This window comes from Bifidobacterium scardovii JCM 12489 = DSM 13734 (genome assembly GCF_001042635.1).
In the GTDB taxonomy this organism is placed as follows: Bacteria; Actinomycetota; Actinomycetes; order Actinomycetales; family Bifidobacteriaceae; genus Bifidobacterium; species Bifidobacterium scardovii.
The window spans coordinates 1385241-1410465 of sequence record NZ_AP012331.1 but is presented as its reverse complement, the minus strand read 5'-3'; the positions used below and the strand labels follow the sequence as shown (position 1 = coordinate 1410465).

The 25225-nt window shown below is 67.2% G+C and carries 17 protein-coding genes, 1 pseudogene and 1 riboswitch; of the genes and pseudogenes, 7 read left to right on the top strand and 11 right to left on the bottom strand.

What is annotated here, in order from left to right; translation table 11 throughout:
• The first annotated feature begins 66 nt into the window (after nt 1-66).
• Complete coding sequence (locus BBSC_RS05790; protein WP_033517545.1) at nt 67-1413, top strand: nucleobase:cation symporter-2 family protein; 1347 nt, start codon at nt 67-69, stop codon at nt 1411-1413.
• A 52-nt stretch (nt 1414-1465) separates the two neighbouring features.
• Here BBSC_RS05790 and BBSC_RS05785 read toward each other — a convergent pair whose 3' ends face one another.
• Nucleotides 1466-2686: an MFS transporter gene (locus tag BBSC_RS05785; RefSeq protein WP_046726250.1), complete on the bottom strand. Its 1221-nt coding sequence runs from the start codon at nt 2684-2686 to the stop codon at nt 1466-1468.
• A gap of 283 nt (nt 2687-2969) precedes the next feature.
• Here BBSC_RS05785 and BBSC_RS05780 point away from each other — a divergent pair, with 283 nt between their 5' ends.
• A complete protein-coding gene (locus BBSC_RS05780) occupies nt 2970-3959 on the top strand; it encodes a hypothetical protein (protein WP_033517547.1) in 990 nt (329 codons plus the stop codon).
• Here the strand turns inward: BBSC_RS05780 and BBSC_RS05775 are convergent.
• From BBSC_RS05775 to BBSC_RS05765, 3 genes and pseudogenes are all read right to left on the bottom strand, one after another.
• On the bottom strand, nt 3946-4362 hold the full coding sequence (locus BBSC_RS05775; RefSeq protein WP_033517549.1) for a VOC family protein: 417 nt from the start codon (nt 4360-4362) through the stop codon (nt 3946-3948). The two genes, BBSC_RS05780 and BBSC_RS05775, sit on opposite strands and share 14 nt — an antisense overlap.
• 57 nt (nt 4363-4419) lie before the next feature.
• Nucleotides 4420-5145, bottom strand: a pseudogene (locus BBSC_RS05770) (MFS transporter); the annotation flags it as partial.
• A 122-nt stretch (nt 5146-5267) separates the two neighbouring features.
• A complete protein-coding gene (locus BBSC_RS05765) occupies nt 5268-6056 on the bottom strand; it encodes an SGNH/GDSL hydrolase family protein (protein WP_144414430.1) in 789 nt (262 codons plus the stop codon).
• Nucleotides 6057-6222: 166 nt separating this feature from the next.
• On the opposite strand from BBSC_RS05765, the gene BBSC_RS05760 reads away from it, so the two are divergent.
• Entirely contained in the window at nt 6223-7701 is a 1479-nt protein-coding gene (locus tag BBSC_RS05760) for an ATP-binding protein (protein WP_033517551.1), read from the top strand.
• A 127-nt stretch (nt 7702-7828) separates the two neighbouring features.
• On the opposite strand, the gene BBSC_RS05755 is transcribed toward BBSC_RS05760, so the two are convergent.
• From BBSC_RS05755 to BBSC_RS05740, 5 genes are all read right to left on the bottom strand, one after another.
• Nucleotides 7829-9244 carry an ABC transporter permease gene (locus BBSC_RS05755; protein ID WP_033517553.1) on the bottom strand — a complete coding sequence of 472 codons (1416 nt, stop codon included), beginning with the start codon at nt 9242-9244 and terminating at the stop codon, nt 7829-7831.
• A complete protein-coding gene (locus tag BBSC_RS05750) occupies nt 9231-10469 on the bottom strand; it encodes an ABC transporter permease (protein ID WP_033517555.1) in 1239 nt (412 codons plus the stop codon). Before BBSC_RS05750 ends, BBSC_RS05755 begins: the two co-directional genes overlap by 14 nt.
• Before the next feature lie 142 nt (nt 10470-10611).
• A complete protein-coding gene (locus BBSC_RS05745; RefSeq protein ID WP_033517556.1) occupies nt 10612-11583 on the bottom strand; it encodes an ABC transporter ATP-binding protein in 972 nt (323 codons plus the stop codon).
• 215 nt (nt 11584-11798) lie between these two features.
• Nucleotides 11799-12677: an HAD-IC family P-type ATPase gene (locus BBSC_RS14370; RefSeq protein ID WP_051923187.1), complete on the bottom strand. Its 879-nt coding sequence runs from the start codon at nt 12675-12677 to the stop codon at nt 11799-11801.
• 3 nt (nt 12678-12680) lie between these two features.
• Nucleotides 12681-14759 (bottom strand): cation-translocating P-type ATPase, encoded by a 2079-nt coding sequence (locus BBSC_RS05740; RefSeq protein ID WP_197074453.1) that lies wholly within the window; start codon nt 14757-14759, stop codon nt 12681-12683.
• 458 nt (nt 14760-15217) lie between these two features.
• Here BBSC_RS05740 and BBSC_RS05735 point away from each other — a divergent pair, with 458 nt between their 5' ends.
• The 3 genes from BBSC_RS05735 to tenA all read left to right on the top strand — a co-directional run bounded on the left by BBSC_RS05735 (nt 15218) and on the right by tenA (nt 18114).
• Nucleotides 15218-16546: a sensor histidine kinase gene (locus tag BBSC_RS05735; protein ID WP_033517577.1), complete on the top strand. Its 1329-nt coding sequence runs from the start codon at nt 15218-15220 to the stop codon at nt 16544-16546.
• Nucleotides 16543-17205, top strand: coding sequence for a response regulator transcription factor (locus BBSC_RS05730; RefSeq protein ID WP_033517579.1), 663 nt, complete (start codon nt 16543-16545; stop codon nt 17203-17205). Before BBSC_RS05735 ends, BBSC_RS05730 begins: the two co-directional genes overlap by 4 nt.
• 35 nt (nt 17206-17240) lie before the next feature.
• Nucleotides 17241-17339, top strand: a riboswitch (TPP riboswitch).
• A gap of 61 nt (nt 17340-17400) precedes the next feature.
• Nucleotides 17401-18114, top strand: coding sequence for a thiaminase II (tenA, locus tag BBSC_RS05725; RefSeq protein WP_033517581.1), 714 nt, complete (start codon nt 17401-17403; stop codon nt 18112-18114).
• A gap of 101 nt (nt 18115-18215) precedes the next feature.
• On the opposite strand, the gene BBSC_RS05720 is transcribed toward tenA, so the two are convergent.
• A complete protein-coding gene (locus tag BBSC_RS05720) occupies nt 18216-19133 on the bottom strand; it encodes a cation transporter (protein WP_033517582.1) in 918 nt (305 codons plus the stop codon).
• Nucleotides 19134-19540: 407 nt separating this feature from the next.
• Here BBSC_RS05720 and BBSC_RS05710 point away from each other — a divergent pair, with 407 nt between their 5' ends.
• Nucleotides 19541-22420: a transglutaminase domain-containing protein gene (locus BBSC_RS05710; RefSeq protein ID WP_081966302.1), complete on the top strand. Its 2880-nt coding sequence runs from the start codon at nt 19541-19543 to the stop codon at nt 22418-22420.
• A 153-nt stretch (nt 22421-22573) separates the two neighbouring features.
• On the opposite strand, the gene BBSC_RS05705 is transcribed toward BBSC_RS05710, so the two are convergent.
• The gene (locus BBSC_RS05705; RefSeq protein WP_033517588.1) at nt 22574-25051 is read right to left on the bottom strand and encodes a phosphoketolase; all 2478 of its coding nucleotides are present in this window, start codon (nt 25049-25051) and stop codon (nt 22574-22576) included.
• Between the last annotated feature and the right edge of the window lie 174 nt (nt 25052-25225).

Genomic DNA, 25225 nt, shown 5'->3' with positions numbered 1-25225 from the left:
CTCTGAGGGTAGCCGTCGAACGCAGTGAGACTGAGGGTAGCCTCCCCGTATCAGAGAGAAAGCACCATGTCAGAGAAGAACAAGAATTCCGTGTCGTTCGAGGCGCTGTCGTCGCTGGACGCGCCGGTGCCCTTCTGGAAGGGCATCCCCTTCGGCCTGCAGCACGTCATGGCGATGTTCGTGGCGAATCTCGCGCCGATCTTCATCGTCGCCTCGGCCGCGAAGATGACGCCGGCCCAATCGGCCACGATCATCCAGGCCGGCCTGCTGGTGGCGGGCCTGGGCACCTGCCTGCAGCTGTACGGCGCGTGGCTGGTCGGCTCGCGGCTGCCGATGGTCACCGGCATCTCCTTCACCTACGTGGCTGCGGCGGTGGCGATCTGCGCCGACAAGGGCTACGGCGCGGTGGTCGGCGCGGTGATGGTCGGCGGCCTGCTGGAGCTGGCGCTCGGCCTCACCGCCAAGTACTGGCGCCGGTTCGTACCGCCGATCGTCTCCGCCATCGTCGTCACCTCGATCGGCTTCTCGCTGCTCAACGTCGGCGCCACGAGCTTCGGCGGCGGCAGCGGCGCCGAGGACTTCGGCTCCTGGCAGAACCTGACGCTGGGCCTCGTCTCGCTGGTGGCCTGCCTGGCGTTCCAGCTGCTCATGAAGGGCACCGCCAAGCAGTTGTCGGTGCTGTTCGGCCTGGTGGTCGGCTATGTGGCGGCGATCGGCATGGGCAAGGTCGACTTCTCCGGGTTCCGGGATCTCGCCATCGTCTCCGTGCCGCAGTTCATGCCGTTCAAGCCGGAGTTCGACTGGGGCGCGATCATCTCGATCGGCCTGCTCTACGTCGTCTCCTCGGTCGAGGTGCTGGGCGACACCGCCGCGCTCACCAAGGTCGGCCTGAACCGCCAGCCCACCGAGCGCGAGACCGCGGGCGCGATCGCCGGCGACGGCCTGATCTCCACCGTGTCCGGCCTGTTCGGCTGCCTGCCGCTGACAAGCTTCGCCCAGAACATCGGCCTGGTGGCCATGACCAAGGTCGTCAACCGCAAGGTGATTCTCTCCGGCGGCCTGATCCTGGTACTCGCCAGCTTCGTGCCGGCCATCGCCGAGATCTTCAACTCGCTGCCGCAGGCCGTGCTCGGCGGCTGCACGATCATGATGTTCGGCAACATCATCCTCTCCGGCTTCCAGATGATCGCCGAAGCCGGCTTCACGCAGCGCAACATCACCATCGCCGCGCTGAGCCTGACCATCGGCATCGGCTTCACGCAGGTGAGCGACATCTTCGCGCACTTCCCGGCGCTGTTCCAGCAGATCTTCGCCTCGAACTGCATCGCCGTCGCCTTCGTCGTGGCCGTGATCCTCAACGCCGTGCTGCCCGGCGAGGAGCATTTCCTCGCTTCCAAGCCCGACCAGCGGTAGGCCAGCCCCCGCTTGCGGCAACGGCCCCCTCGTCACCGAGGGGGCCGTTTGTTCATATGCGGTCCTTGCCGCCCGTACGCCGCAGCACCAGCACGCACGCCAGCATGACCACGGCGAACACCGTGCCGGAGAGGATGCCGGTCCGCAGGTCGTCCCCGTTGGCCGAGGAGACCAGACCGACCATGGTCCCTCCCCCGGCGCAGCCGAGGTCGCCGGCGACGGCGAACAGCGCGAACATGAGCGTGCCGCCGCCGGGCATGCGTTCGGCGGCCAGCGAGAAGGTGCCGGGCCACATGATGCCGACCGCGAACCCGGTCATCGCGCAGCCGACCAGCCCGGCCATCGGCGAGGGCGCGCACGCGGCGAGCAGGTACGTGGCCACGCACAGCGCGGAACTGCCGGCGATGAACGCGCGCAGGTTGATGCGGTGGCCGAACATGCCGTAGACCGTGCGCGACAGGGCCATCATCAGCGCGAACGCGGCCGGGCCGGCCAGATCGCCGACCACCTTGGTCACGCCGAGCGCGGACTCCGCGAAGGCGCTCGCCCACTGGCTCATGCCCTGCTCGGCGGCGCCGGCGCACAGCATCATGACGAACAGCACCCAGAACACCGGCTTGCGCAGCATCTGCCGGCCGCCGATCCGCTCGGCGCCCTCGGGCACGATGGCCGGCATGGGGGCGCCGGCGAACAGGGCGATGCCGAGCAGCGGCACGACCGCCCACAGGCAGGCCAGCACCGGCCACGACCCGATGCCGAACACCCAGAGGAACACCGTGCTGACCGCCACCGTGACCAGCTGGCCCCACGAATAGAACGAATGCAGCAGGCTCATCATCTTCGCCTTGTGCCGCGTCGGGCAGGCCTCGACGATCGGCGAGACCATCACCTCGATCAGCCCGCTGCCGAAGGCGTACAGCACCACGGCGGCCAGGATCGCGGCGAAGGGATCGGCCACGCGATGCGGCAGCAGCCCTAAGGCCAGCAGGCCGGCCGCGGCCAGCACATGGGCCCCGATGATGCACGGCCGGTACCCGATGCGGTCCACGTACCGGCCGGCCAGCAGGTCGACGGCCAGCTGCGTGACGAAGTTGACGGTGATGAGCATCGACAGCCGCGCCAGGTCGATGCCGAAGGTCGCGGCGAAGGTGACGAACAGCAGCGGCGTGTAGTTGTTGATGACCGCCTGCGTCACGTATCCGTTGAAGCAGGCGACAATCGTGCGCCCGTATCGCGCGTCCCCGAGCGCCGCCGGGCGGGGGCCCGAACCCATGGAAGCGCGTCCGTCATCGCGGCCCATCGCCGCCTCCCTCCCGTGCCGTCCCGCGATCATCGCGCGGGATCGCGGCCAGTGCAGTGCGCCGGGCCACGCCGTCATGGTCCGGACAGTTCCCGATCGTAACGGCTCCGACCGACGACGCTCCCGGCGCGAGACGTGAAGAATTGTCATAAAGTCGCGCGATGGCATGGACTCCGTGCGGTCGGGTGTGCCACTCTGGCATGATGGTGGCCGGCGGCGGAACCGGCATCGGAGGCATCGGAACGACGGAGGCACGATGGACCGACAAACGCGGTATGGCAGGCGCCGCTCCCATGGCGCCGGCGTGGTCGTCGCGGCGATCATCGCGTGCGTCGTCGCGGCGCTGGTGGCGTGCTGGACGTTGCTGCCGCAGCTGTTCGCCCCTCGCGAGACCGCGCGTACGGCCGACGATGCGTACTGCGCGGTGGTGTCGGACGGGATCCGGCGCACGCTGGCGCCCGACCAGGCGCGCAATGCGGCGCTGATCGCGAACATCGCCGTCACGAGGGGGCTGCCGGACCATGCGGCGACGGTGGCCATCGCCACGGCCATGCAGGAGTCGCGGCTGACCAATCTGGATTACGGCGACCGCGATTCGCTCGGCTTGTTCCAGCAGCGGCCGAGCCAGGGCTGGGGCACGGAGGAGCAGGTGTCCGACATGACCTACGCCACGAATATCTTCTACGACCATCTGCTGCAGGTGCCGGATTGGGAGACGATTCCGGTGGAGGACGCCGCGCAGGAGGTGCAGCGTTCGGGATATCCGGATCTGTACGCCACCTGGGACGCGATGGCGCACGCCTGGGCCGCCGGCCTGACCGGCGAGCTGCCGGCGGGGGTCTCGTGCGCGTTGGAACCGGCGTCGTCGTCGGATGCGGACGGCCTGACCGGCGCCATCGGCGGCGCGTTGCCGAATGTCGCTGTCGCCGTCGCGCCTGCGGGCGGACAGTCGGACGAGCAATCGGACGGCGGAGCCGGCGACGGCAAAGGCAAGGCGCATGGCTCCGGCGATGCCGGCGACAGCGGCTCCGCATCCGGCACGACGCTGACGCTCACGCTGCCGGACGGCCTGTCAGCCGACGCGCGCGCCCGCCTATGCTGGCAGACGGCGGGCTGGCTGGTCACGCAGGCGCGTCAGTACGGCATCGACGCACTGCGCGCGGACGGCATGGAATGGAACCGCAAATCCGGCGCGTGGACCGGCAGCGAAGCCGCCGAGCAGGTCATCACCGTCACGCTGGCGTAGCTTCGTGGGCCCAGTCCACAACGGCCTCGATGTTGTTGCCGTCCGGGTCCAGCACGAACGCCGAGTAATAGCCGGGATGATACGGCCGCGGCCCGGTGGCGCCGTTGTCGCGGCCGCCGGCGGCGAGCGCGGCCCGGTAGAACTCGTGCACGGCCTGGCGGCTCCCGGCCAGGAACGCGATGTGCGTGACCGGCGAGGCCGGCGAATCTCCGTCGGTTCCGCTTGCGGCCCCGGCGGCCGGCGACACGTAGAAATCGGAATGCGGGGTCCCGTCGTCCACGCCGAAGCCGAGCGTGGGCTCATGATGGGCTTTGGCCACATAACCGAGCGGCGCGAGCGCCCTCTTGTAGAACGCGACGCTGCGGTCGATGTCCCTCACGCGCAATGTCAGATGGTCCAGCATGATCGCTCTCCTCCCGGGCATGTTCCGATTGATAGGTGCAGTGTACTCCCCGCCATGTCAGTGCCGCACCGGCCCGGGCATGGCCTTGAGCAACGGGACGAATCCGGCGCACAGCACCAAGGCCGCGGCGGCGAGGGAGAGCGCCGTGGCGGCCGCCCCGATGGCGGCCACGGCGCGCATGCCAGGTCTCGCGGAGAGCCGCATGTAGACGAACGATCCGACGATGCCGCCGACGCCGCCGAACGCGTAGACCACGGTCAGCGCATCGCCGCCGTAACGGGAGCCGATGCCCAGCAACGCATAGCTTGCCCACAGCGACGGGATCAGCGCGAGCAGCAACGAGGCGGCGAGCAACCTGATCCGGGTCGACCGGGTGACCGTGGCGCGTTGCGGCGTATGCGCCGCATCGGCCGCAGCGGATTCATCGGCGGCTCCGTCACCGCTGCCGCCGGCATCGTCGCCGCCGAATCCCGGCATGAACTCGCGGGTGCGGAACCGCGTCAGCGCGCAGGCGAACGACAGCACCGACGAGGTGAGCAGCATGGCCATGGTGGAGGCGTTGGCCAGGGCCGATCCGGCGACCTGCCCCAGCAGCGTGCCGGCCACGCTGGCGATCACGGCGACGTATCCGCTGTACTTGACGAGCATGTCATCGTCGTCGCCGGCCGCATCCACTTCGAACACCTCGGAGGCCACGTCGATGACCTGCCCGGTCATCAGCAGCAGGCATGACAAGGCCAGCAGCAGCCATTTCCAGTACTCCCAGCCGTCGGGCACCAGCGCGCCCCCCCATGCAACAGTTTTCAAAACGGGATACGGCCACGGCGAGCGGGCCGCCATGCGGTTCTCGAGGCGATGCCGCCCATTCGGCGGCCGCGCCTATCCGCGATTCATCGCATGAGCGGCTATTCCCTGGCGCCGTCGAACAGCAGGCGCATGATGGCGTCGGCCATGACCACGTAGCCGAAGGTGCCGGGGTGGAAGCCGTCGACGGCCCAGAACCGGCTTGGGTCGACCTGATCGGTGTGGGTCAGGTCGAGGAAGGAGACGCCGCGCGCCTCGCACAGCCGGCGGCTCGTGGCGGTCTGCACGTTGATGCGGCGCTCGATGTCGCGGCGCAACGCCCCCGGCAAGACCGGGCTGCGATGCGGCTGTCCGGAGCTGAACAGCACCACCTTGCCGGCCCTGGCCTTGGCCGCGTCCAGCACCGGCGCGATGTCGGCGGCCCATTCGCGCACCGAGCGACCGGCCAGCATGTCGTTGCTGCCGACGCATACGATCAGCACGTCCGGCTTGTCGTCGATATCGCCGATCATCCGGTAGCGCACGCGCCGGGCGGTCGCGCCGAGCCTGCCGACCGTACGCCAGGCCACCGGCCGCCCGGTACGCGCGGCCACGCGCGAGGCGAGCAGCGGCATGATGCCCTTCGACTGGTCGTCCACGCCGCATCCGGCCACCAGCGAATCGCCGACCATGACGGCCCGAATCGGCTTCACGCCGTCCGCGCCTTTCCAACCGGGACCGATCGGCGATTCGATATCCACCGCACGCCCCTCGGCGTCGAACAGGCCGAACCGCTTGCCCTTCGGCTCGGGAGCCAGCTTCACCCGCCCCTTGGCCCACATGCCCTCGATCGGAGCGACGGCGGCATCGATCACGCGCAAAATCCCCATGCCGACCAACATAGTCCGCATACCCCGACCTACCGGCCTCGTCAGCGAACACGCGGAGCCGAACCCCACATCGGCGCTCGTTTCGTCTAGTTCGCCCCGTGAATTCTGGATGAATTGGGGTGAACTGGCGGGGCCGGAGGCGGGCGGGCGGCGGATCATGGGGCACAATGGTGTCAAGGAGGCCGCCATGGTCGATGACTACACCGCGAAGATGACCGAGCTGATCGAGCTGATGCGCATGATCGGCAACGACACGCAGCAGTGCGAGGTCAAGGAGTGCAAGCGCAGGATATCCTCGACCATCACCGACACGCTGTCCGCGTTCTCGAACGGCTCGGGAGGCTGGATCATCCTGGGGCTGTCCGAAAAGAACGGGTTCACGCCGGTCGAGGGGTTCGACGCGCGCGCCATGCAGGAGACGCTGAGCCAGGCCTGCGAGAAGATGACGCCAGTGGTGCGCCCGGTGATCGTCACCTGCCCGTTCGAGGGATCGAATCTCGTGTTCGCGCGCATCGACGAGATGCTGCCGCGCGACAAACCGTGCTTCATCACGGCGCAGGGGCCGCACGGCGGATCGTTCATCCGCACCGGCGACGGCGACCGGCGCATGACCTCCTACGAGGTCGACCGGCTCATCGAGGAGCATCTGCAACCCACCTACGATCTGGATATCGTGCCCGGCGCCACGATCGACGACCTCGATCCGGCGCTCGTGCCGGCCCTGCTGGAACGCGTGCGCGAGCAGCATCCGCGCGTGTTCGCCGGGCGGGACGACACGGCCACGCTGCTGGATCTGCAGGTGCTGCGCCACGACGATTCCGATGGCGCCACGGTCGGCGGCGTATTGCGCCCGACGCTGGCTGGCCTGCTGGCGCTGGGGCGGTATCCGCAGCGTTTTTATCCGCGGCTGAGCATCGCGATCGCCGTATTCCCCGGCATCAGCCGCGATGACGTGTTCCGTGGCGACGAACGGCTGGTGGCCTCGAAGACGGCGGTCGGTTCGATTCCCGTGATGATCGACGACGCGGTGGACTCCCTGATGCGCTGGATCGGCGCGAAGAAACCCGACTATCCGCCCGTGGTGCTGCGCGAGGCCATCGCGAACGCGCTCACCCACCGCGACTACTCCCCCGACGCGCGCGGCACGCAGGTACGGGTCAGCGTGTTCACCGACCGCATCGAGATCACCAATCCCGGTGGCCTGTACGGCACGGTCACGCACGACGTGCTGGCCGGCCCGCACCCGGTGACCGGCACGCCGTTCGTCTCGACCCGCAACCAGTTCCTGTTCACGCTGCTGGAGTCGACGCCGTATCCGGGCGGCGGGTTCGTGAACCCGGAAGGCGGCGACGGATACCAGCGCATCGCCGCGGCATTGCGCGAGGCCGGCATCGAACCGGCGACCACGCGCAACGGCATCAACACCTTCACGATGACGATCACGCGGCAGCGCACGATGGAGAACCGGGCGCCGGGCGATGTGGTGAAGTCGATCATGGCCGTGTTGGAGCGGCATTCGGCGATGAGCGTCAAGGAGATCATGCGCGAATTGCAGTTGACACCGCTGGCCGCCACCTCCGGCATGCGCGAGCTGATGCGCGAGGGCCGGGTCGCCCGCGTCAAGCTCGCCGACGATCCGGTGCAACGATACCGGTTGAAGGGCTGAGGCGGGTGACTCCCCTCAGTCGGCTTCGCCGACAGCTCCCCTCAGGGAGGGGAGCCAGAGATGCAGAGCAGCTCCCGCTCCGAGGGGAGCCGCGCATGGGCGCCGGCATCGGCAGCCGACCGATGCCTCAGGCTTCGGCCAGCTGCGTGGTGGCGGGGGCGGCCAGGGTGGGACGGGAGCGGCGGAACCGGCCGGCGGCCAGGCCGATGCAGATGAACATCACGCCGAACAGCGCGACCAGGCCCACGGAGCCGGCCCATCCGGCGACGCTTACGCCGGTCTCCGCCGCCGTCCCGAAACCGAGCGCGTTGTCGATCGCGGTGCAATACCACCAGCCGGGCAGGAATCTGGCTATGGTCACCATCACGCCGGGCATCATGTCAATCGGCAACGCGACGCCCGACGTGAACATGATGAGCAGGCCGAAGATGTTGGCGAACCCGTTGGCCGCCTCTTCCGAGAACCCGAACTCGCTGAGCATGAATCCGCAGGCGACGGTCATCAGCGCGTACACGCAGGTGGCGCCGAGCGTCATCAGCACTCCCCCGGCGCTCAGGCTCAACGGGTCAAGCCCCGCCGCCATCATCAGACCAATCGACAGCATCAGATAGCCGACGCATACGGCGAGCGCGAATCCGCCCAACGTCAGCAATCGTTGGAGCCCCATCAGGGCCATGCGCCGGGGCGAGGCGGTGAGACGCCGCCGCACTCCGCCGGTGGTGAACGCGCCCAGGATCATCGACCCGCAGATGGTCATCGCCAGGAACAGCGGGTACAGCGCGGTTTTCATGGTGCCGCCGAATCCACTGACCGACGTATCCGTCGCGCTTTCCGGCTCCTCAGCCGGCGTGTCGACCACGGCGACCTGATGGTTCACGTCTTTATCGCTTGCCGATTCGGCGGCCAGCTTGGCGGCCCGGGACAGATCCTCGAGACCCGGCTTGTCGACCGATCCTTCCGGCAGCGAGTCCAGCAAGTCTTGGTCCAGACTCACGCCATCGAAGCCGGCGGCGCCGCCCGTGGCGCCCATCGTGCCGGCGAGCGCCGCCTGGTCGACCGTTGTCCGCGCGCCAATCAGGGCGGTGCGGGTGAGGGAAAGAAACCCGCCGACATTCATCCGGGCCATCGACCCGGAACCTGATGTGTAGCTGGTGACTGTTTCGACGTTCGGCGGATCATCGCCGTCCATCGCCGCAGCAATATAATCGTCGGCGAATCCATTGGGAATGATGACGATCAGGTCCACCCAATTCGATGCGACGGCCTGTTGCAGTGTTTCGCCGGCGTCGTCGAGTTCCACCAGCTCGCTGGAATCCGACAGGTAGGCGCGCATCGACGTGGCGATACCGCCTCGCCCGGAGTCACGGTCGATGATGGCGACACGCGTTTTGGCCGATTCAAACACCGCGGACATGGAATTGGATACGGATGTCAACATCACCCAGCTGATGGAGAGCATCATGATGCCCATGAGCACGAGGTAAATCATCAGGTAGGCCCGGTGCGCGAACAGTACGCGCAGTGTGGCTTTACAGGTGTTCATAGCGTTGCCTCCTCAGCATTGCGATGCCGGTCAAGAGGAATACCGCGCTCATCGCCAGCAGAATGATGCAGGTGGTGATGAACGGCCGGTAGCTGTCGTAGTACAGGATGTCGTAAAACAGGTTTGTCACCTGCTGCGCGGGGTTGATGGTGCCGAGGATGGGCGCGTTGCGGGCTATCCAGTCGCTGAGCTGCATGGCGAAGCCGCCGTACAGTCCGGTGAACAACGAAAGCGTGCAGGAAATGCCGGTCGACAGCCCGTATTTCGTGTTGTACGAGAGTTTAGGCACTGCACCGAGGGCGGTGCCTGCGGAGCTGGTCATGAACGAGGCGATGACGACCGCGAGAATCGCAGCCGGTTCGCGTCCGCCGAATGAAACGTTGCAGGCGAATCGGATATAGGCCAGCGCGATGGACATGGCGACCGACGAGCACAGCCAGCAGGAGAGGAATCCCGCAATGAGCTGTTTGGCTCGGCTCAGCGGCGCCACGCTTCGCCGTATGCCCAGCGCGGACAGGTTGGCCTGCGCGGCGGCGACCATGCTGATGGAGTATCCCATGGCCATCATGCAGGACATGGCCAGCAACGCGTAATAGTATCGGGCGATCGCGTCGGGCCGGAAATGCGTGAGCGTCGTCTCATGGGTCATGTCGACGTTTTGCCCGACGCTCTTCCAGAAGTTCCGGCTGAGCGCCGCCTGCGGGTTGTCGGCGATGGTCTGCCGGGTGACGGAGTCGGTACGGTTGTATAGGTCGATGACGCTGCGCAGGGCCGCGAGGCTGATATCCAATCCGCTGTTTTGCATGAGGTCCTTGGCCTCGATGGTGGTTTCCCGGCTCACGGTCATCGTCAATCGGCCGTTGCCGTCGGCGGTCAGGTAGCCGTTGGCCGTACCGTCGGCGAGCAGCCGCTCGGCCTCCTCCACGGTGCCGACCGTGGTGGTGGTCAGCAGCTTCTGGTCGATGTCGGCGTATGCCGTGCCGTCCGAAGCCGATGCCGTTTTCCCGGCCAGCGCGTCCACGAAGGCGCTGGCAGAGCCAGCCTGCCGCCATCCGGCGTCCTCGACGACGGCCATCGGCACCGGCTTGAGCTCGTATGCCTCGGCCAATCCGCCGAACAGCCCGTTGAACATGGTCGCCAGCACGATCGGGAACACGGTCATCCAGAACAACGCCGACCGGTTGCGCAGGTTCGCTTTCAATGCGACCAGGAATGTGGTCCACATGGTGTCTCTCCTTACCCAGAGACTCCCCTCAGTCACCTTTGGTGACAGCTCCCCTCAGAGAGGGGAGCCAAGTTGCTTAATTGCCTTCTGGTTCCCCTCTCTGAGGGGAGCTGTCGGCGTTAGCCGACTGAGGGGAGCATCGTCAGTCTCTCAGTGCTTTGCCGGTGAGTTCGAGGAACACGTCGTTGAGGGTGGGCGGACGGCTGGTCAGGTGGCCGACGTTGGCGCCGGAGCGTTTGACCGCGTCGAGCACGTCGGTCAGGTTGTGTTCGCCGCGGCGGCACCGCACGTCGAGCTCCTTGCCGTCGTAGGCGGCCTCGATCACGCACGGCAACGCACGGATCCCAGTCATCGCCGAATCCGCCAGATCGAGCGTTTCGATGGTGATGCGCTCGCCCGTGTCGATCATGTTCTTGAGTTCGTCGGCGGTGCCGAGCGCCAAGTGCCGGCCGTGGTCCATGATGAGGATGCGGTCGCAGATCTGCTCGACCTCCTCCATATAATGGCTGGTGTAGATCACCGTGGCGCCGGCCCGGTTGAGCCGCTGGATGCCCTCCAGGATCGAGTTGCGGCTCTGCGGGTCGACGGCGACCGTGGGCTCGTCGAAGAAGATCAGATCAGGCTTGTGCGCGATGCCGCAGGCGATGTTCAGGCGCCTCAGCAGGCCGCCGGACAGCTTGCCGGGCCGGAACTTGCGGAAGTCCTGGAGCCCGACGAATTCGATCGCCTCCTCGACCAGAGGCGCGCGGTCGGTTTTCTTCGGCACGTACAGCGAGCAGAAGTAGTCGATGTTCTCGGCGACGGTCAGTTCGTTGAATACGGCCACGTTCTGCGGCACGATGCCGATGCGGCGTTTCAGCGCATATGAGGTCGGCGTCATCGGCTGGCCGAACACGCGGATCGTGCCCGAATCGTAGGTGAGCAACGCGAGGATGCAGTTGATCGCGGTGGTTTTGCCGGAGCCGTTCGGCCCGAGCAGGCCGAAGATCTCGCCTTGGGCCACGTCGAGGTCGAAGTAGTCGAGCGCCACCATGTCGCCGTAGCGTTTGACCAGCTGGCTGACATGCACGGCCGGCATCGCGCCGCGTTCGAGGGTTCTGTTGTCGGTTGCCATGGCCACTCCCTTCCTTGGTGATCCCATCATCCCAAGCAAGGGCCGCCCGCCGCCACAGGCAAACGTCACGACTCGCCCGTACGGGCATGATATTTGTCACGCATCGCGGCGGAGGCAATGGACCGATCCCGCCCCCGCCAGCGGGGGCGTGCCGGAATAACGTGACGACGATCGCGCCCCCTGCGGACAGCCTAATCGGCAATCCTCACGCCACGCTACATCCGTTCGGAGGGGAAGCGGCACCGCCAGATGAGTTTGCGGAGTTCCTCGATGCCGAGGATCACGAAGGGGATGCAGCACAGGTACAGGTATTCGTCCCAGCTCAGGGGCGCGGTGTGGAAAACGGTCCGCAGGATCGGCACCTCGGTGATGAGCACCAGCAGCACGATCTCGGTCACGATGCCGATGTTGATGGTCCGGTTGGAGAACAGGCCGACAGAGAACGCCGAGTCGCGCCCGGTGCGGCAGTTCCATACGGCTCCGATCTGCGCGAAGACAATCGAGGCGAGCGTCATCGTGGTGGCGGTCACGTACACCGGGTCGGCGTCGTTGCCCAGGCCGGCCAGCGGCACGCCCGGCCATCCGTTGAGCTTGTTGACCAGGAAGTAGCCCATGAGCGAGACCACCGTGGCGAGCACGCCGTACCAGCAGAAGGCCTTGATCATCGTGCGCCGGTCGAGCAGGCGCTCGTTCGGGTCGCGCGGCGGCTGGTTCATCAGCCCCTTTTCGGGCGGCTCGGTGCCCAGGCCCAGCGCCGGCAGCATGTCGGTGCCGAGGTCGATGGTCAGGATCTGCATGGTGGTCAGCGGCAGCGGAATCGCGCCGCCGGAGAACAGGTAGACGGCGCTCGGCACCGCTTCGGGCACGTTCGAGTTGAGGATGTACAGCAGGAACCGGCGGATGTTCGCGTACACCGCGCGGCCTTCCTCGATGGCGGCCACGATGGAGGCGAAGTTGTCGTCGGTCAGGATGATGTCGGCAGCCTCCTTGGCCACGTCGGTGCCGGTGATGCCCATGGCCACGCCGACGTCCGCCTTCTTCAGGGCCGGCGCGTCGTTCACGCCGTCGCCGGTGGTGGCCACGATCTCGCCCATCGCCTACAGGCAGGTGACCACGCGCAGCTTCTGTTCGGGGGCCATGCGCGCGAAGATCACCTCGCCGCGCAGCGCGTCGGTGAGCTCGGCGTCGCTCATCGCGCCCAGATCGGGCCCGGAGATCACGCGCGCGTCCGGGCTGCCGACGATGCCGATGCGCCGGGCGATGGACAGGGCCGTGCGCCCGTAATCGCCGGTGATCATGATGATGCGGATGCCGGCCGCATGGCAGGTGGCCACCGCCTGAGCGACCTCCGGCCGGGGCGGGTCGACCATGACCTGCAGTCCGACAAAGGTCAGGTCCCGTTCGATGGCCTCCGGCGTGCACAGGTCCATCGCCGCCGCGGCGCCGCCGTCGTCCGGAACCGGGGCCGACGCGCCGGATGCCACGGCGTCGTCGACCGGGCCGCCATCCGCTGCGCCGTCATCGGCGCCGGCGGCGCGGTCCAGGTACTCAGCGATGACGCTCGGCACCCTGCGTTCGGCCACGGCCAGCACGCGCAGTCCCTTGTCCGCATAGGCATCGTTGGCCGCCATGATCCGCGAGCGCATGTCGTCGGTCATCGGCTGCGACTCGCCGTCGACCATCACCCGCGTGGCGAGCGCGACCACTTCGTTCGGCGCACCCTTGGTGTAGGCGGCCAAGGTGCCGTCGGGCATGCGGTTGATGACGCTCATGCGCTTGCGCCGCGAGTCGAACGGCAGTTCGCGCACGCGCGGCAGCTTGCGGTTCAGTTCGTCCGGATCGAGCCCGGCCTTGCGGCAGGAGACGAGCAGGCAGGCCTCGGTCGGGTCGCCGTACACCTGCCAGCGGCCGTTGGCGGAGGGCGCATGGGCCTCGCGCACGTCATGGTCCGGCTCGGATTCGTGCAGATGCGCGTTGGAGCAGAGCGCCCCGCCGGTGACCAGCTCGCGCAGCACCGCGTCGTCGGCGGCATGGCGGGCGGCCCCGTCGACGGTGATCTCGCCCTTCGGCGCGTATCCGGTGCCGCTCACCCGGTACTCGTGGGTCACGGTCCACAGGTATTCGACGGTCATCTCGTTGCGGGTCAGCGTGCCGGTCTTGTCGGTGCAGATCACCGACGTGGAGCCCAGGGATTCCACGCTGGAGAGCTTCTTGACCAGCGCGTTGCGCTTGCTCATGCGCTGCACGGCCATGGCGAGCGCCAGGGTCACGGTCGGCAGCAGGCCTTCGGGGATGAAGGCAACCACCATGCCGAGGGAGAAGATGAAGGTTTCGGCCAGCGGATTGTGCACGAACAGCACGTCCAGAACGAAGAACGCGACGCCGATGCACAGGGCGAAGATGGTGATCTGCCGGGTCAGGTGGTTGAGTTCGCGCTGCAGCGGGCTGACGTTGTCCTCCACGTTCTGGGTCAGGCGCGCGATTTTGCCGAATTTGGTGGTCATGCCGGTGTGGATCACCACCGCCCGCCCGTTGCCCTGCGCCACCGAGGTGCCGGCGAACACCAGATTGGGGATTTCGGCGGCCTGCAGGCCCTTGGTGTTGGCCGCGGCCGCGTTCTTGCGCGCTGGCGTGGATTCGCCGTTGAGCGTGGACTGGTTCACCTGCAGGTCGCTGGAGCTGACCAGGCGCGCGTCGGCGGAGATGCTGTCGCCCTCCTCGAGCACCAGCACGTCGCCGGGCACCAGCTCCTCGGCCAGGATCTGCGTGTTCTCGCCGTCGCGGATCACGGTGACGTGCTGCGGCAGCATGTTCTTCAGGGCCTCGGCGGCCTTGCCGGCCCGGTACTCCTGCCAGAAGCTGAACACGCCGTTGATGATGTTCACCAGCCAGACGGCGATGCCGAGCTCCTCCATGCCGGCCAGGAACGCGATGACGCCGGCAGCCCACAGCAGCAGCGCCATCAGGTGGGTGAAGCTCTTGAGGAACGTCACGGCGACGGGCGTCCTGCCTTCCTCCTCGATCAGGTTCTTGCCGTATGTGGACAGCCGTATCTCGGCCTGCGAGCCGGACAGCCCCTCGGCGTCGGTCTGCATGGCCCGGTACACCTTGTCGACCGGCATCAGGCTGATCTCGTCCATCGAATAGTTGGATGCCCTGTGGCTTTGCGTGATCATCGGCTGTCATCCCCCTTGCGGCGGGGCCGGCGCCCCTCGGCGGCGCCCCGCATCCATCTGCAGACAGTGTAGGTCCGCCGCCGCGCAAACGCCATGGGACTAAACCCCACGCCCGGCGCATATGTGGTGTTCCTCCGCACCGGCGGCCCCCTCGGGGAGGGAGCCGGAATCCGGCACGCGATTACGGTACGGGACACTAGTAGTCTCTTGCAAATTGTTGAGTTGATCCTCCCGCTGGCGGGAGGTGGCGCGTAGCGCCGGAGGGTGGTCGGATGCTTGATACGACTATGCTATCGACCACCCCCAGTCGGCTGCGCCGACAGCCCCGACATCACATGCGACGTGCGCTTCACGCACTGCTATGGGCAGTCCACAGGACTGCCCATCCAGCGGGGGCGTGGGCCACTGCATGATGCCACTAGACTGGGGATCGAAGATCCTGACGAACGGGAGGTCCCATGCGCGTGTTGGCCGAGAAGTGCACGCTGCTGGTGCTGGGCATGGCGCTGGCCCTGCTGCTGCCGCCCGGGGCTCAGCCGGACGGCGTGTTCGTCGCCGGGCTGCTGTCGGCCGTGTCCGCCGCCGGGCTGGCCGAATGGCTGCGCGCCGACACGCGATGGTCATGGCTGCCGTGCCTGGCGTATCCGGCCATCGCCGTCGCCGCGCCGGCATGGAGCGCGTTCGTGCCGCTTGTCGCCTACGATGCGGCGCGCCTGACCGGGGCGCCTCGGGCGGGCAAACCCGGCCGCGGCGCCGCCCGGATCACGGCCCCGCTCCCCTTCTCGGCCGGCGGCGCGACTCCGCTTGCATGGCTTGCGGCCGCCGCACGCTGGTTCTGGGCGCTTCCCTTGGCGGCGATGTGGTTCCGCGCCGCCACCGGCGGCAACGGCCTCGCCGGGTACCTGCCCGTGCTGGTGCTTGCGCCGGTCGCGCTGCTCGGGTTCGTTCTGGGCCGCGCCCGCGCCGGTGTGGACGCGGCGCGGCGCGCGCTGCTGCAGGCGCAGGACCGGGCGCGGGAGTCCTCCCGGTCCGCCCGCTCGCGCATCGCCGACATCGACGAGGAACGCGCCCAGTCGGTCCGCATGGCCACGCTCGGCGAACGCACGCGCATCGCCCGCGAGATCCACGACAACGTGGGCCACCTGCTGACCCGCGCGATCATGCAGGCGCAGGCCGGCAAGGCGGTGGCCGAGGCCACGGGCGACGCCGCCGCGGCCCGGGGGTTCGCCGCATTGGGCGGGACGCTGGACGACGCGATGACGATGGTGCGCCGTTCGGTGCACGACCTTGACGACGACGGCACCGATTTCGTCGCGCAGATCGACGATGCGGTCGCCTCGTTCGACGGCATCTCCCCCGGGTTCGCCGTGACGCTGGCCAACGACATCGCCTCGGCGCCGGCGCCGGTCTCGCGCTGCTTCGCCACGGTGATCAGGGAGGCCCTGTCGAATACGGTGCACCACAGCGCGGCCGCCTCCGCCAGCGTGACGCTGCGGGATTTCCCGGCGTTCTGGCAGCTGGTCGTGCAGGATCCGGGCCCGGCGAACGACGGCCATGCGCGGATGGCCGGCGAACCGACGCGGGGCATGGGCCTGGCGGATATCGAATCGCGGGTGCGGGCCCTCGGCGGCACCGCGGTCTGCGGCCCGTACGAGGGCGGCTGGCGCGTGTTCGCATCCGTGCCGAAACGGCGTCGGACCGATCAGCCGGGCACGCCGGCCGAACCGGAAGCGGCCGCGTGGAAGAGCTTGGAACCGACGACGCACCATGAATCGAGGAGCCGATGAGAATCGCAATCGTGGACGACGATCCGATCGTCTGCCAATCGCTGGAGACCATCCTGGCCGCCACGGGAGCGGGCGACGTGCTGTGGACGGCGCATGACGGCGACGCCGCCGTGCGGCGCTATTTCGAAACGCCGTCCAGCCATCCGGACGTGCTGCTCATCGACATCCAGATGCCCGGCCGGGACGGGCTGGACGCCGCCCGGGAGATTCTCGCCAGGGATCCGGCGGCGCGCATCCTGTTCCTGACCACGTTCTCGGACCGGAACTACATCGCGCAGGCGATGGATCTCGGCGCCAAGGGCTATCTCATCAAGCAGGACGTCGCGGCGGTGGCCCCCGCGCTGCAGGCGGTCATGGCCGGGCAGGTGGTGCTCGGAGCGGAGGTGCTCGGCAAGCTCACCGGCGCGGCGGGCCCCTCCGGCACGGGCCCGGCACCCGCCGCGGAAGGCGTGCCGGGCGGGTCCCTCGACGCGCTGCTGGGCGAACGCGAGCGCGACATCGCCGCGCTCGTCGCCGAGGGGCTCGACAACCGCGACATCGCCGCGACCCTGTACCTGAGCGAGGGCACGGTTCGCAACCGCATCAGCGCGATCCTCGACAAGCTGGGGCTCGCCAACCGCACGCAGCTCGCCATCGCGTGGATCAACGGGCACCGCTAATGCCCATCCCGGGTGCTAGCGTGGTCCCTGCATACGCGGAACACTAGGGGTGCCTTTGCGCTGAGATGGCTGCCGCCAATCCCTTCGAACCTGATGTGGGTAATACCAACGTAGGAAAGTGGTTTCGACGTCAGTCACGTCTGGTGGTCCCAGTGTGCGCTCCCATCCATCCCTTTTCGGAAAGCGACACGTACCATGACCGACAACACCGTCTCCTTCTCGCAGCGCCTGCTCAAGGCCGGGCAGCCCATCCTCGAGGAGATCATCAAGCATCCGTTCGTGCAGGGCATCGCCGACGGCGATCTGCCCAAGGAGGCGCTGACCTTCTACGTCGGTCAGGATTTCAACTATCTCAACGCCTTCATCAAGGTGTACTCCGGCGCGATCCAGAAGTGCGTGACCCGCGACCAGATGGCGTTCTTCGCCGGGCAGATCGGCTTCATCCTCAACAGCGAGATCCACCCGCACCACAACTTCTGCAACGTGGCCGGCGTGGCGTACGAATCCCTGCAGCACGAGGCCCAGGCCCCGTTCACCTACCTGTACAACGAGCACATGTACAACGCGGCGCGCACCGGCGATCTGATCGACGTGGTGGCCGCGATGACGCCGTGCCCGTGGACGTACACCGAAATCGCCAACCGCCTGGTGGCCGAGGGCAGGAACACGCCGGACAACGCGTTCAAGCCGTGGATCGACTTCTACGCGCACGTCGACGCAGCGGACGGCGAGGGGCTGCTGCCGAAGATGTACGCCATGATCGACGCCGAGGCCCCCAAGTACGACGCCTCGCATCTGGACCGCACCGAGGAGATCTTCCTCAAGAGCTGCGAACTGGAATGGGAGTTCTGGGATCAGGCGTACCACCAGCGCGGCTGGCGGTTCGTCAAGCCCGCGAACGTGCTCTGACCGGCGGTCTCCTTCCCTCTTGCGTGCGATCGGATCGGTCGGCACCCGACGGCCGTTCCCCGGCCGGTCCGATCGCGCCGTCCTTCAGTCGAAGCCGTCCGTCAGTCGAAGACGAAGTCGACGTCGACGATGTGGAAGCGCTCGGCGAGCGCGCGCTCGAGCGAGCGCTTGCGCCCAACCAGCTCGGTGGCGCTGATGAATTCGTCCCGGCACGCCAGATAGACCTCGACGTTGTAGCTCATGCCGGTCTTGTACACCTGCACGGCGTCCAGCGCGGTGCCGTTCGGCAGGTGGGTGGCGGCCAGATCCGCCGCGTGGGCGGTGGTCGGCCCGTCGGTCACCGCACCGCCGACCAGTTCCACGAACGAATCCCGGAGCACGCCGATCGGCTCCTTGGCCGAAACCGCCACCAGCAGCGTGGTGATGAAGAAGTCGCCGGTGTAGTGCAGGAACGCCAGCGGCGAGCCGTCGGGAACGAACAGCAGCAGCACCGCGACCGCGCCGATGCCCCCGGAGATGACCGCGTCGACGAGCGTCGCCTTGGATTCGGCGACCAGCAGCGTGCTGGATCCCCCGATCCTCGCGTTCTCGCGGCGGTAGTAGGCGAACAGCCCCAATCCGATGGCCACCATCGCGATCTCGTAGTAGACGACCGGCCCGAGCGTCATCTTCTCGCCGATGCCGTACCGCACGTAGTCGAGCGCGCTCTGGCTGACGCTGATCAGCGAGAAGGCGAGCAGCGCGATCGTCAGGATCGCCTTGCCGATGGCGTACACCGGCTCGAGCGCGAACAGCCCGTTGGGGAACCGCTCGGTGGTCCTTACGCTGCGTTTGGAGATCCAGATGGCGACGACGCCCGACACCAATGCGATCAGGGTGATGGCCGCGTCGAGGAAAATCGCCTCGATGCCGGTGGCGAGAAAGACCGCGACCCCGGCGAGGCCCATGACCGCGTTGGCACCGATGCCGACGATCAGCGCGCTGCGTTCCACGCGCTTGTGCTGGACGGTGTGCTGCATAGGGTACTCCTTACCGTTGCATGCGTCGTATACGTTCATGCCCGGTCGTTCAAACGCTGTTCGCGAGTCCCATATGCCCCGTGCGCATGAATCATGGTACCGGAATGCCGGGATCCGTTACGCCCGGGGCGATCCGCGTGTCGGGGGCCGCGCATCCGGCCGGGACCGCGGCGGAGAGCCCCTCCCATGCGACACGCGCCCCCATGCACGGGGGTGCCGTCCGTTGCCGCATGGACCGCGCCCGGTCCACGGCGACGGGCGTTTCGGGGACCGCGCGTTCCCCGAGGTCCCGTTGAACGCGCATCCGGGCCTCAGTACGATGACCCCAAGGCCGCGCCCGCGCACGCCGCGCGATGCCGCCGGCTTCAAGCGCCTACCGTCAGGGGGCCTACCGTCAGGGGGAACACATGGATCACACGCATAACGGTCACCGCTTCGGTGGCGACAATCCGAACGATGGCCGACCACGGAACGATGGCCGGCCGCAGAACGGCACCGCCGGCCAGCAGCCGGCCATGCCGCGCCAGCCGGCGCCGGAGGGGCCCTTCGCGCCGCCGCACCGCCAGCAGCAGTCCCAACAGCCAGGGCAGCCTCAGCGATCCAACCCCCAGCAGCCGACGCAGCCCTGGCCGGCCCAGCCGATCCCGCCGATGCAGGGCGCGCATCCGGCGCGGCCGGGCGCCCAACAGCCCCCGGACCAGTCGCCATGGCAGGGTCGGCCGCAGCCGGCGCAGCAGCACGGCCCCTGGTCGCGGCCCACGCCGAATCAACCGTATCAGCCGTACCAGCCGCAGTCCCAACCGCATCGGCAGCCAGCTCCCTTCCGGCAGCCCCGGCCGGGGCGGTCCGGGCGCCCTGCCGGCGGGCCGCCGAACGGGCGACGGCGCAATCCCGTGGCGGCCGCCTTCGCACGCCATCCGCGCATCATACTGGCGGTTGCCGGCGTCCTGCTCGTGGTGGCGGTCGTCGCGGCCATCGCCATACCCCGCATGCTGCGCCATGACGGCGCGCGGCCGACCGAATCGTACGCCGGCACCGACTACGCCTACGCCGGCGTCAAGGAGCTGTCCGCATTCGAGCCGCTCGACCTGTCCTACATCAAGGACACGCCGGAATTCTCGCAGGCGCTCGGCTCGGGCATCGCCGACTCCAGCGCGCAGGATGACGCCTATGCGCAGGACGCCGTGGCCGAGATCTACACCGATCCCCGCCTGAACCTCAAAATCGACGCGGAATACGATTACCTGACCAAGTCGATCGTGCCGAGCGAGACCATGCGCGCCACGCTCGACATCAACGATGCGACCACGCGGATCCAGGAACGCCTCCGGGCGGAGGGCAAGGACGATCTGTTCTACATGCTCGCCGGCTCCAAGGACATGGACCAAGCCAACAAGGCCCACGACGACTGGTTCAAGAGAATGCGGGACAGGAGCAAGCACGGCGACGCCCCGGACGATCCGTACCAGGGGCAGCCGGATCGCGGCAAGACCGTGCACGGATGGTTCCACCACCCAAGGTATTGGGTGGTCCTGCATTTCGACGGGAACGGCAGGAAGCTCGAGCGGCCCGAGGTGCTGCAGATCAACGTCAAGGAGCACGGACTGGCGGCGCCGGAGCCCCTGTCGGCCACCATCGACGACCAGGGATGGCTCAGCCTGTCGTGGAAGGCGGTCAAGGGCGCCAAGCAGTACGCGATCGCCGTCTTCAACAAGCGCGAATCGGAGCCGACCATCCTGGACATCGCCGACGGGAACGCCACCTCGTGGAGCGCCGCCCGCGCGCCGATCGGCGATTCGAACTCCCCGGCCCTGATGGCCACCGACATCAACGGCGACCAGCTGAAGGACAAGGACCGCACCGACGCCGACAGCCGATACCTGATCACCCAGAACGGCGCCGTCGGCGTCGGCGTGATCGCGATGAACGACGACTTCGCCTCCGCGCCGGCCTACAAGCAGCTGATCGGCAAGGGCGTGTCCGCGGGCAGCGACTTCGCGTCCCTGGCCGTCGGCGAGTTCACCTTCAACTCGGACAGCGAAACCGGGTGGGACCGCGTGAATTCGAAGATCTACCGGCTGCCCGACGATGCCGGCGAGCTGCTGGCTGACATCGCCTCATACCCGCAGACCGTGCCCTACGTCGCCGCGGACGGCTCGCTGCGCAACGGGTCGACGCAGGCGCTTGCCGGCGAGATCGCCCCGGCGAGCAAGGTGCTGGTGAATTCGTTCCTGGGCAGGCCCGACCAGTACCGGATCGACGCGGTCGGCGGCCCCGACACGCTCGTGGCCACGCTGCGGTTCTACGCGGCCGGCACGCGCGCCCCCAAGTCCGTCGAGCACACGCTCGTCGTGCCGAGCGCGGACTACGACATCGCCGGGCTGCTCAAGCAGTACAACACCGATTCGCTCAAGCGCTCCGCCCAGACCGGCATGGTCGTGCAGTCCGTGTCCGACAACGATCTGAAGAAGGCGGTGGAGCAGAACAAGGTCGACAGGAAGAAGGCGGAGGTCAAGCCGGACACGCCGCTCAACCAATTCACCGACAAGGCCAGCGGCGATCCGCTGGTGCAATTCATCATGGCGAAGTTCAGCGCAGGCGAGGGCACCTTCCCGGTCGACCAGTTCAAGCACCCGGGGGAACAGGACGAGGTGTTCGCGGCCCGCGCCACGGACGCCGCGGCGATGGCGTGGTACCAGAACTCCTTCGCCTACGACGGGGGCACGTACGGCCCGTCGTACTACGCCGGCAACATCGTCGCCATCGTGGACAAGGACAAGGTCGACACCGTATCCGCGGCGGCGGATCAGGCGATCGCCGAGATCAAGCCGTCCGGCTCGGACGCGGACAAGATCAAGCAGATCAACGATTGGATCACGGGCAAGGTCGAGTACGACTACGCCGCCTACCAGATGGGGCAGGAACGCCCCGTGCCGATCTATCTGCCCGCGCACAACGCGTGGGACGGCTTCGAGCACGGCAAGGTGGTCTGCGACGGCTACGCGAGCATGTTCCATGCGATCGCGATGAAGGCCGGCCTGCAGACGATGGTCGTCACCGGGCACACGTCGCAGGGCGGGCACGCTTGGAACGTGGTGAAGGTCGACGGCAAGTGGCGCACCGTGGACTGCACCTGGAACGACTCCCCCGCCGGCGACCAGTACCTGCTGGTCGACACCAGCGCGTTCTCCGATCCGCGCACCTACGACGCCGAATGGATCCAGGACGACGACCCGCTGCTCAATACGATCCTCACCGACGTCGGCGGCTCGCTGTCGGTGCAGTGACGAGTAGGTGCGGCGCCGGCCGGCGCCGCACCCGCTTCTGGCGGCCGCTCGAACGACATCGCACACGCGGATACGCATAAGGGAAGGCCCCCGAGGTGATCCTCGGGGGCCTTCCCTTACGGTTTGGCCGGTATGACCGAAGTCAGACCAACGTCACTCGTTGTCGCCGGCAGTGGCAGCGGTGGCGGTGACGGCACCCTGCACGTCGGTCTTCACGCCGGAGTACACCCAGTCGGTGTAATCCGGGTGATCGTAGCCCTTGTCGACCGCGAACTGGAAGGCTTCCTTGCGGAAGGCCTCGAGCTCGTCGATCTTGTCGGCGTACTTCTCGGCATCGATCATGCGCAGGGCCTCGGCGGTCAGCTCGTAGCGATCGATGTTGTTCACGCGCACCATGTCGTACGGCGTGGTGGTGGAGCCCTGCTCCTCGTAGCCGTGAACGTTGAAGTTGTCGTGGTTCGGGCGGTCGTAGATCAGGCCACGGACGTCGCGGGCGTAGGAGTGGTACGCGAACAGCACCGGCTTGTCGGCGGTGAAGATGTCGGCGAACTCCTCGTCGGTCAGCGCCTCGTCGTTCTCCTTGGCGGACTGAAGCTTGACCAGGTCCACCACGTTGACGACCTTGAACTTGACGCCAAGGGCGGCAAGCTTGTCGGCGGCGGCCATGAGCTCCTGCTGCGGAACGTCGCCGGCGGCGGCGAGCACGATGTCGGCCTCGTCGTTGGACTTGACGTTGGAAGCCCACTTCCACTCGGCGGCACCCTTCTCGAGCTCGGCACGAGCCTCGTCGAGGGTCAGCCAGGTGGCGGCCGGCTGCTTGCCGGCGATGATCGCGTTGATCTTGTTGGTGGACTTGTAGCACTTCTCGGCGACGGCCAGCAGCATGTTGGAATCAACCGGGAAGTAGATGCCGATGACGTGGTCGTTGTTGAAGCACTTGTTCAGCAGCAGCGAGGTGACGCCCGGATCCTGGTGCGAGAAGCCGTTGTGGTCCTGACGCCAGACGTGCGAGGAGACCAGCAGGTTCATCGAGGAGATCGGCTTGCGCCACGGGATCTCGCGGACGGTGGCCTCGAGCCACTTCGCATGCTGGTTGAGCATGGAGTCGATCACGTGCACGAAGGACTCGTAGGAGCTCCAGATGCCGTGACGGCCGGTGAGCAGGTAGGCCTCGAGGAAGCCTTCCATCTGGTGCTCGGACAGCTGCTCGGTGACCTGACCGGTGACGGCCATGTGCTCATCGGTCAGCTCGGAGATGTAGCCGGCGTCCCACTGCTTGTTGGTCACCTCGTAGGCGGCCTGCAGACGGTTGGACGCGGTCTCGTCCGGTCCGAAGATACGGAAGGAATCCGGGTTCAGCTTGATGATGTCGCGGGTGTAGACGCCCAGACGACGGGTGGCCTCGAGCTGGCCCCAGCCGTGGCCGAACTCCTTGACTTCCTTGACCTCGTAGTCCTCGAGCGCCGGGAGCTTGAGATCCTCGCGGATCACGCCGCCGTTGGCGTTCGGGTTGGCGCCGATGCGCAGCTCGCCCTTCGGCATGAAGGCCAGGACATCGTCCTTGACCGCGCCGTTGGCGTCGAACAGCTCTTCCGGCTTGTAGGACTCGAGCCAGTTCTTGAGGACCTGGAAGTGGGCCTCGGTGTCGCGGGCGGAAGCCAGCGGGACCTGGTGAGCGCGCCAGGAGCCCTCGGTCTTCTTGCCGTCGATGAACTTCGGGCAGGTCCAGCCCTTCGGGGTGCGGAAGATGATCATCGGGTAGAACGGACGATGCATGTCGTCGGTCTGGGCCGCGGCCTTGATGTCGCAGATCTCGTCCCAGATGGACTCGAACAGGTCGGCGAAGCGGCGGTGGATCGACATGTGGCTCTCATCGTCGAAGCCGGCGACGAACTCGTAGGGCTCGTAACCCATGCCGTGGAAGAACTCGTGGAGCTCCTCGTCGGAGATGCGCGACAGGATGGTCGGGTTGGCGATCTTGTAGCCGTTGAGGTGCAGGATCGGCAGCACGATGCCGTCGGTGCGCGGGTTCACGAGCTTGTTGGACTGCCAGCCGGTGGCCAGCGGGCCGGTCTCGGCCTCGCCGTCGCCGACGATGGCCGGGACGAACAGGCTCGGGTTGTTCATGACGGCGCCGTACGCGTGGGACAGCGCGTAGCCGAGCTCGCCACCCTCGTGGATGGAGCCCGGGGTCTCCGGAGCGAAGTGGGACGGGATGCCGCCCGGGTAGGAGAACTGGCGGAAGAACTTCTGCAGGCCGGCCTCATCCTTGGTGATCTTCGGGAAGGTCTCGGTGTAGGTGCCGTCCAGGTAGGACTGCGAGGTGCCGGCGGGTCCACCGTGGCCCGGTCCCATGATGATCACGGTGTTCTGCTGGTGATCGGCGATGAAGCGGTTGATGTGGCCGATGAGGAAGTTCAGGCCCGGGGTGGTTCCCCAGTGGCCCACCAGGCGGTGCTTCACGTCTTCGCGAGTGAACGGTTCCTTCATCAGCGGGTTGGAACGCAGATAGATCTGGCCAATGGACAGATAGTTGGAGGCGCGCCAGTACTTGTCAACGCCTTCGAGGGCTTCCTCGGAAACCGGAGCGTCAAGCTTCTTCCAAGGGGTGCCAATAACAGGACTCGTCATGTGTACTCCTGTACTCCTGCACAGTATTGTGCGATTGGTTATTATCGGTAGGTCATGAACCGCGTGAAACCTTGCAATCTCACGTTGGCTCAATCCCAATCACTTTGCATCATACGAGCGATTCGCGACTTTTGGCCGTTTTTTGCGTGTGTGTGCAGAAATGTTAACTAAATT

What these genes read in the sequence shown, in the direction of transcription:
- BBSC_RS05735 (WP_033517577.1), top strand. Translation starts at nt 15,218, where the DNA reads ATGCGCGTGTTGGCCGAGAAGTGCACGCTGCTGGTGCTGGGCATGGCG.
- BBSC_RS05780 (WP_033517547.1), top strand. Translation starts at nt 2,970, where the DNA reads ATGGACCGACAAACGCGGTATGGCAGGCGCCGCTCCCATGGCGCCGGC.
- BBSC_RS05740 (WP_197074453.1), bottom strand. Translation starts at nt 14,759, where the DNA reads ATGATCACGCAAAGCCACAGGGCATCCAACTATTCGATGGACGAGATC.
- BBSC_RS05775 (WP_033517549.1), bottom strand. Translation starts at nt 4,362, where the DNA reads ATGCTGGACCATCTGACATTGCGCGTGAGGGACATCGACCGCAGCGTC.
- BBSC_RS05750 (WP_033517555.1), bottom strand. Translation starts at nt 10,469, where the DNA reads ATGTGGACCACATTCCTGGTCGCATTGAAAGCGAACCTGCGCAACCGG.
- BBSC_RS05765 (WP_144414430.1), bottom strand. Translation starts at nt 6,056, where the DNA reads ATGCGGACTATGTTGGTCGGCATGGGGATTTTGCGCGTGATCGATGCC.
- BBSC_RS05785 (WP_046726250.1), bottom strand. Translation starts at nt 2,686, where the DNA reads ATGGGTTCGGGCCCCCGCCCGGCGGCGCTCGGGGACGCGCGATACGGG.
- BBSC_RS05755 (WP_033517553.1), bottom strand. Translation starts at nt 9,244, where the DNA reads ATGAACACCTGTAAAGCCACACTGCGCGTACTGTTCGCGCACCGGGCC.
- BBSC_RS05760 (WP_033517551.1), top strand. Translation starts at nt 6,223, where the DNA reads ATGGTCGATGACTACACCGCGAAGATGACCGAGCTGATCGAGCTGATG.
- tenA (WP_033517581.1), top strand. Translation starts at nt 17,401, where the DNA reads ATGACCGACAACACCGTCTCCTTCTCGCAGCGCCTGCTCAAGGCCGGG.
- BBSC_RS05710 (WP_081966302.1), top strand. Translation starts at nt 19,541, where the DNA reads ATGGATCACACGCATAACGGTCACCGCTTCGGTGGCGACAATCCGAAC.
- BBSC_RS05790 (WP_033517545.1), top strand. Translation starts at nt 67, where the DNA reads ATGTCAGAGAAGAACAAGAATTCCGTGTCGTTCGAGGCGCTGTCGTCG.
- BBSC_RS05705 (WP_033517588.1), bottom strand. Translation starts at nt 25,051, where the DNA reads ATGACGAGTCCTGTTATTGGCACCCCTTGGAAGAAGCTTGACGCTCCG.
- BBSC_RS05730 (WP_033517579.1), top strand. Translation starts at nt 16,543, where the DNA reads ATGAGAATCGCAATCGTGGACGACGATCCGATCGTCTGCCAATCGCTG.
- BBSC_RS05745 (WP_033517556.1), bottom strand. Translation starts at nt 11,583, where the DNA reads ATGGCAACCGACAACAGAACCCTCGAACGCGGCGCGATGCCGGCCGTG.
- BBSC_RS05720 (WP_033517582.1), bottom strand. Translation starts at nt 19,133, where the DNA reads ATGCAGCACACCGTCCAGCACAAGCGCGTGGAACGCAGCGCGCTGATC.
- BBSC_RS14370 (WP_051923187.1), bottom strand. Translation starts at nt 12,677, where the DNA reads ATGGGCGAGATCGTGGCCACCACCGGCGACGGCGTGAACGACGCGCCG.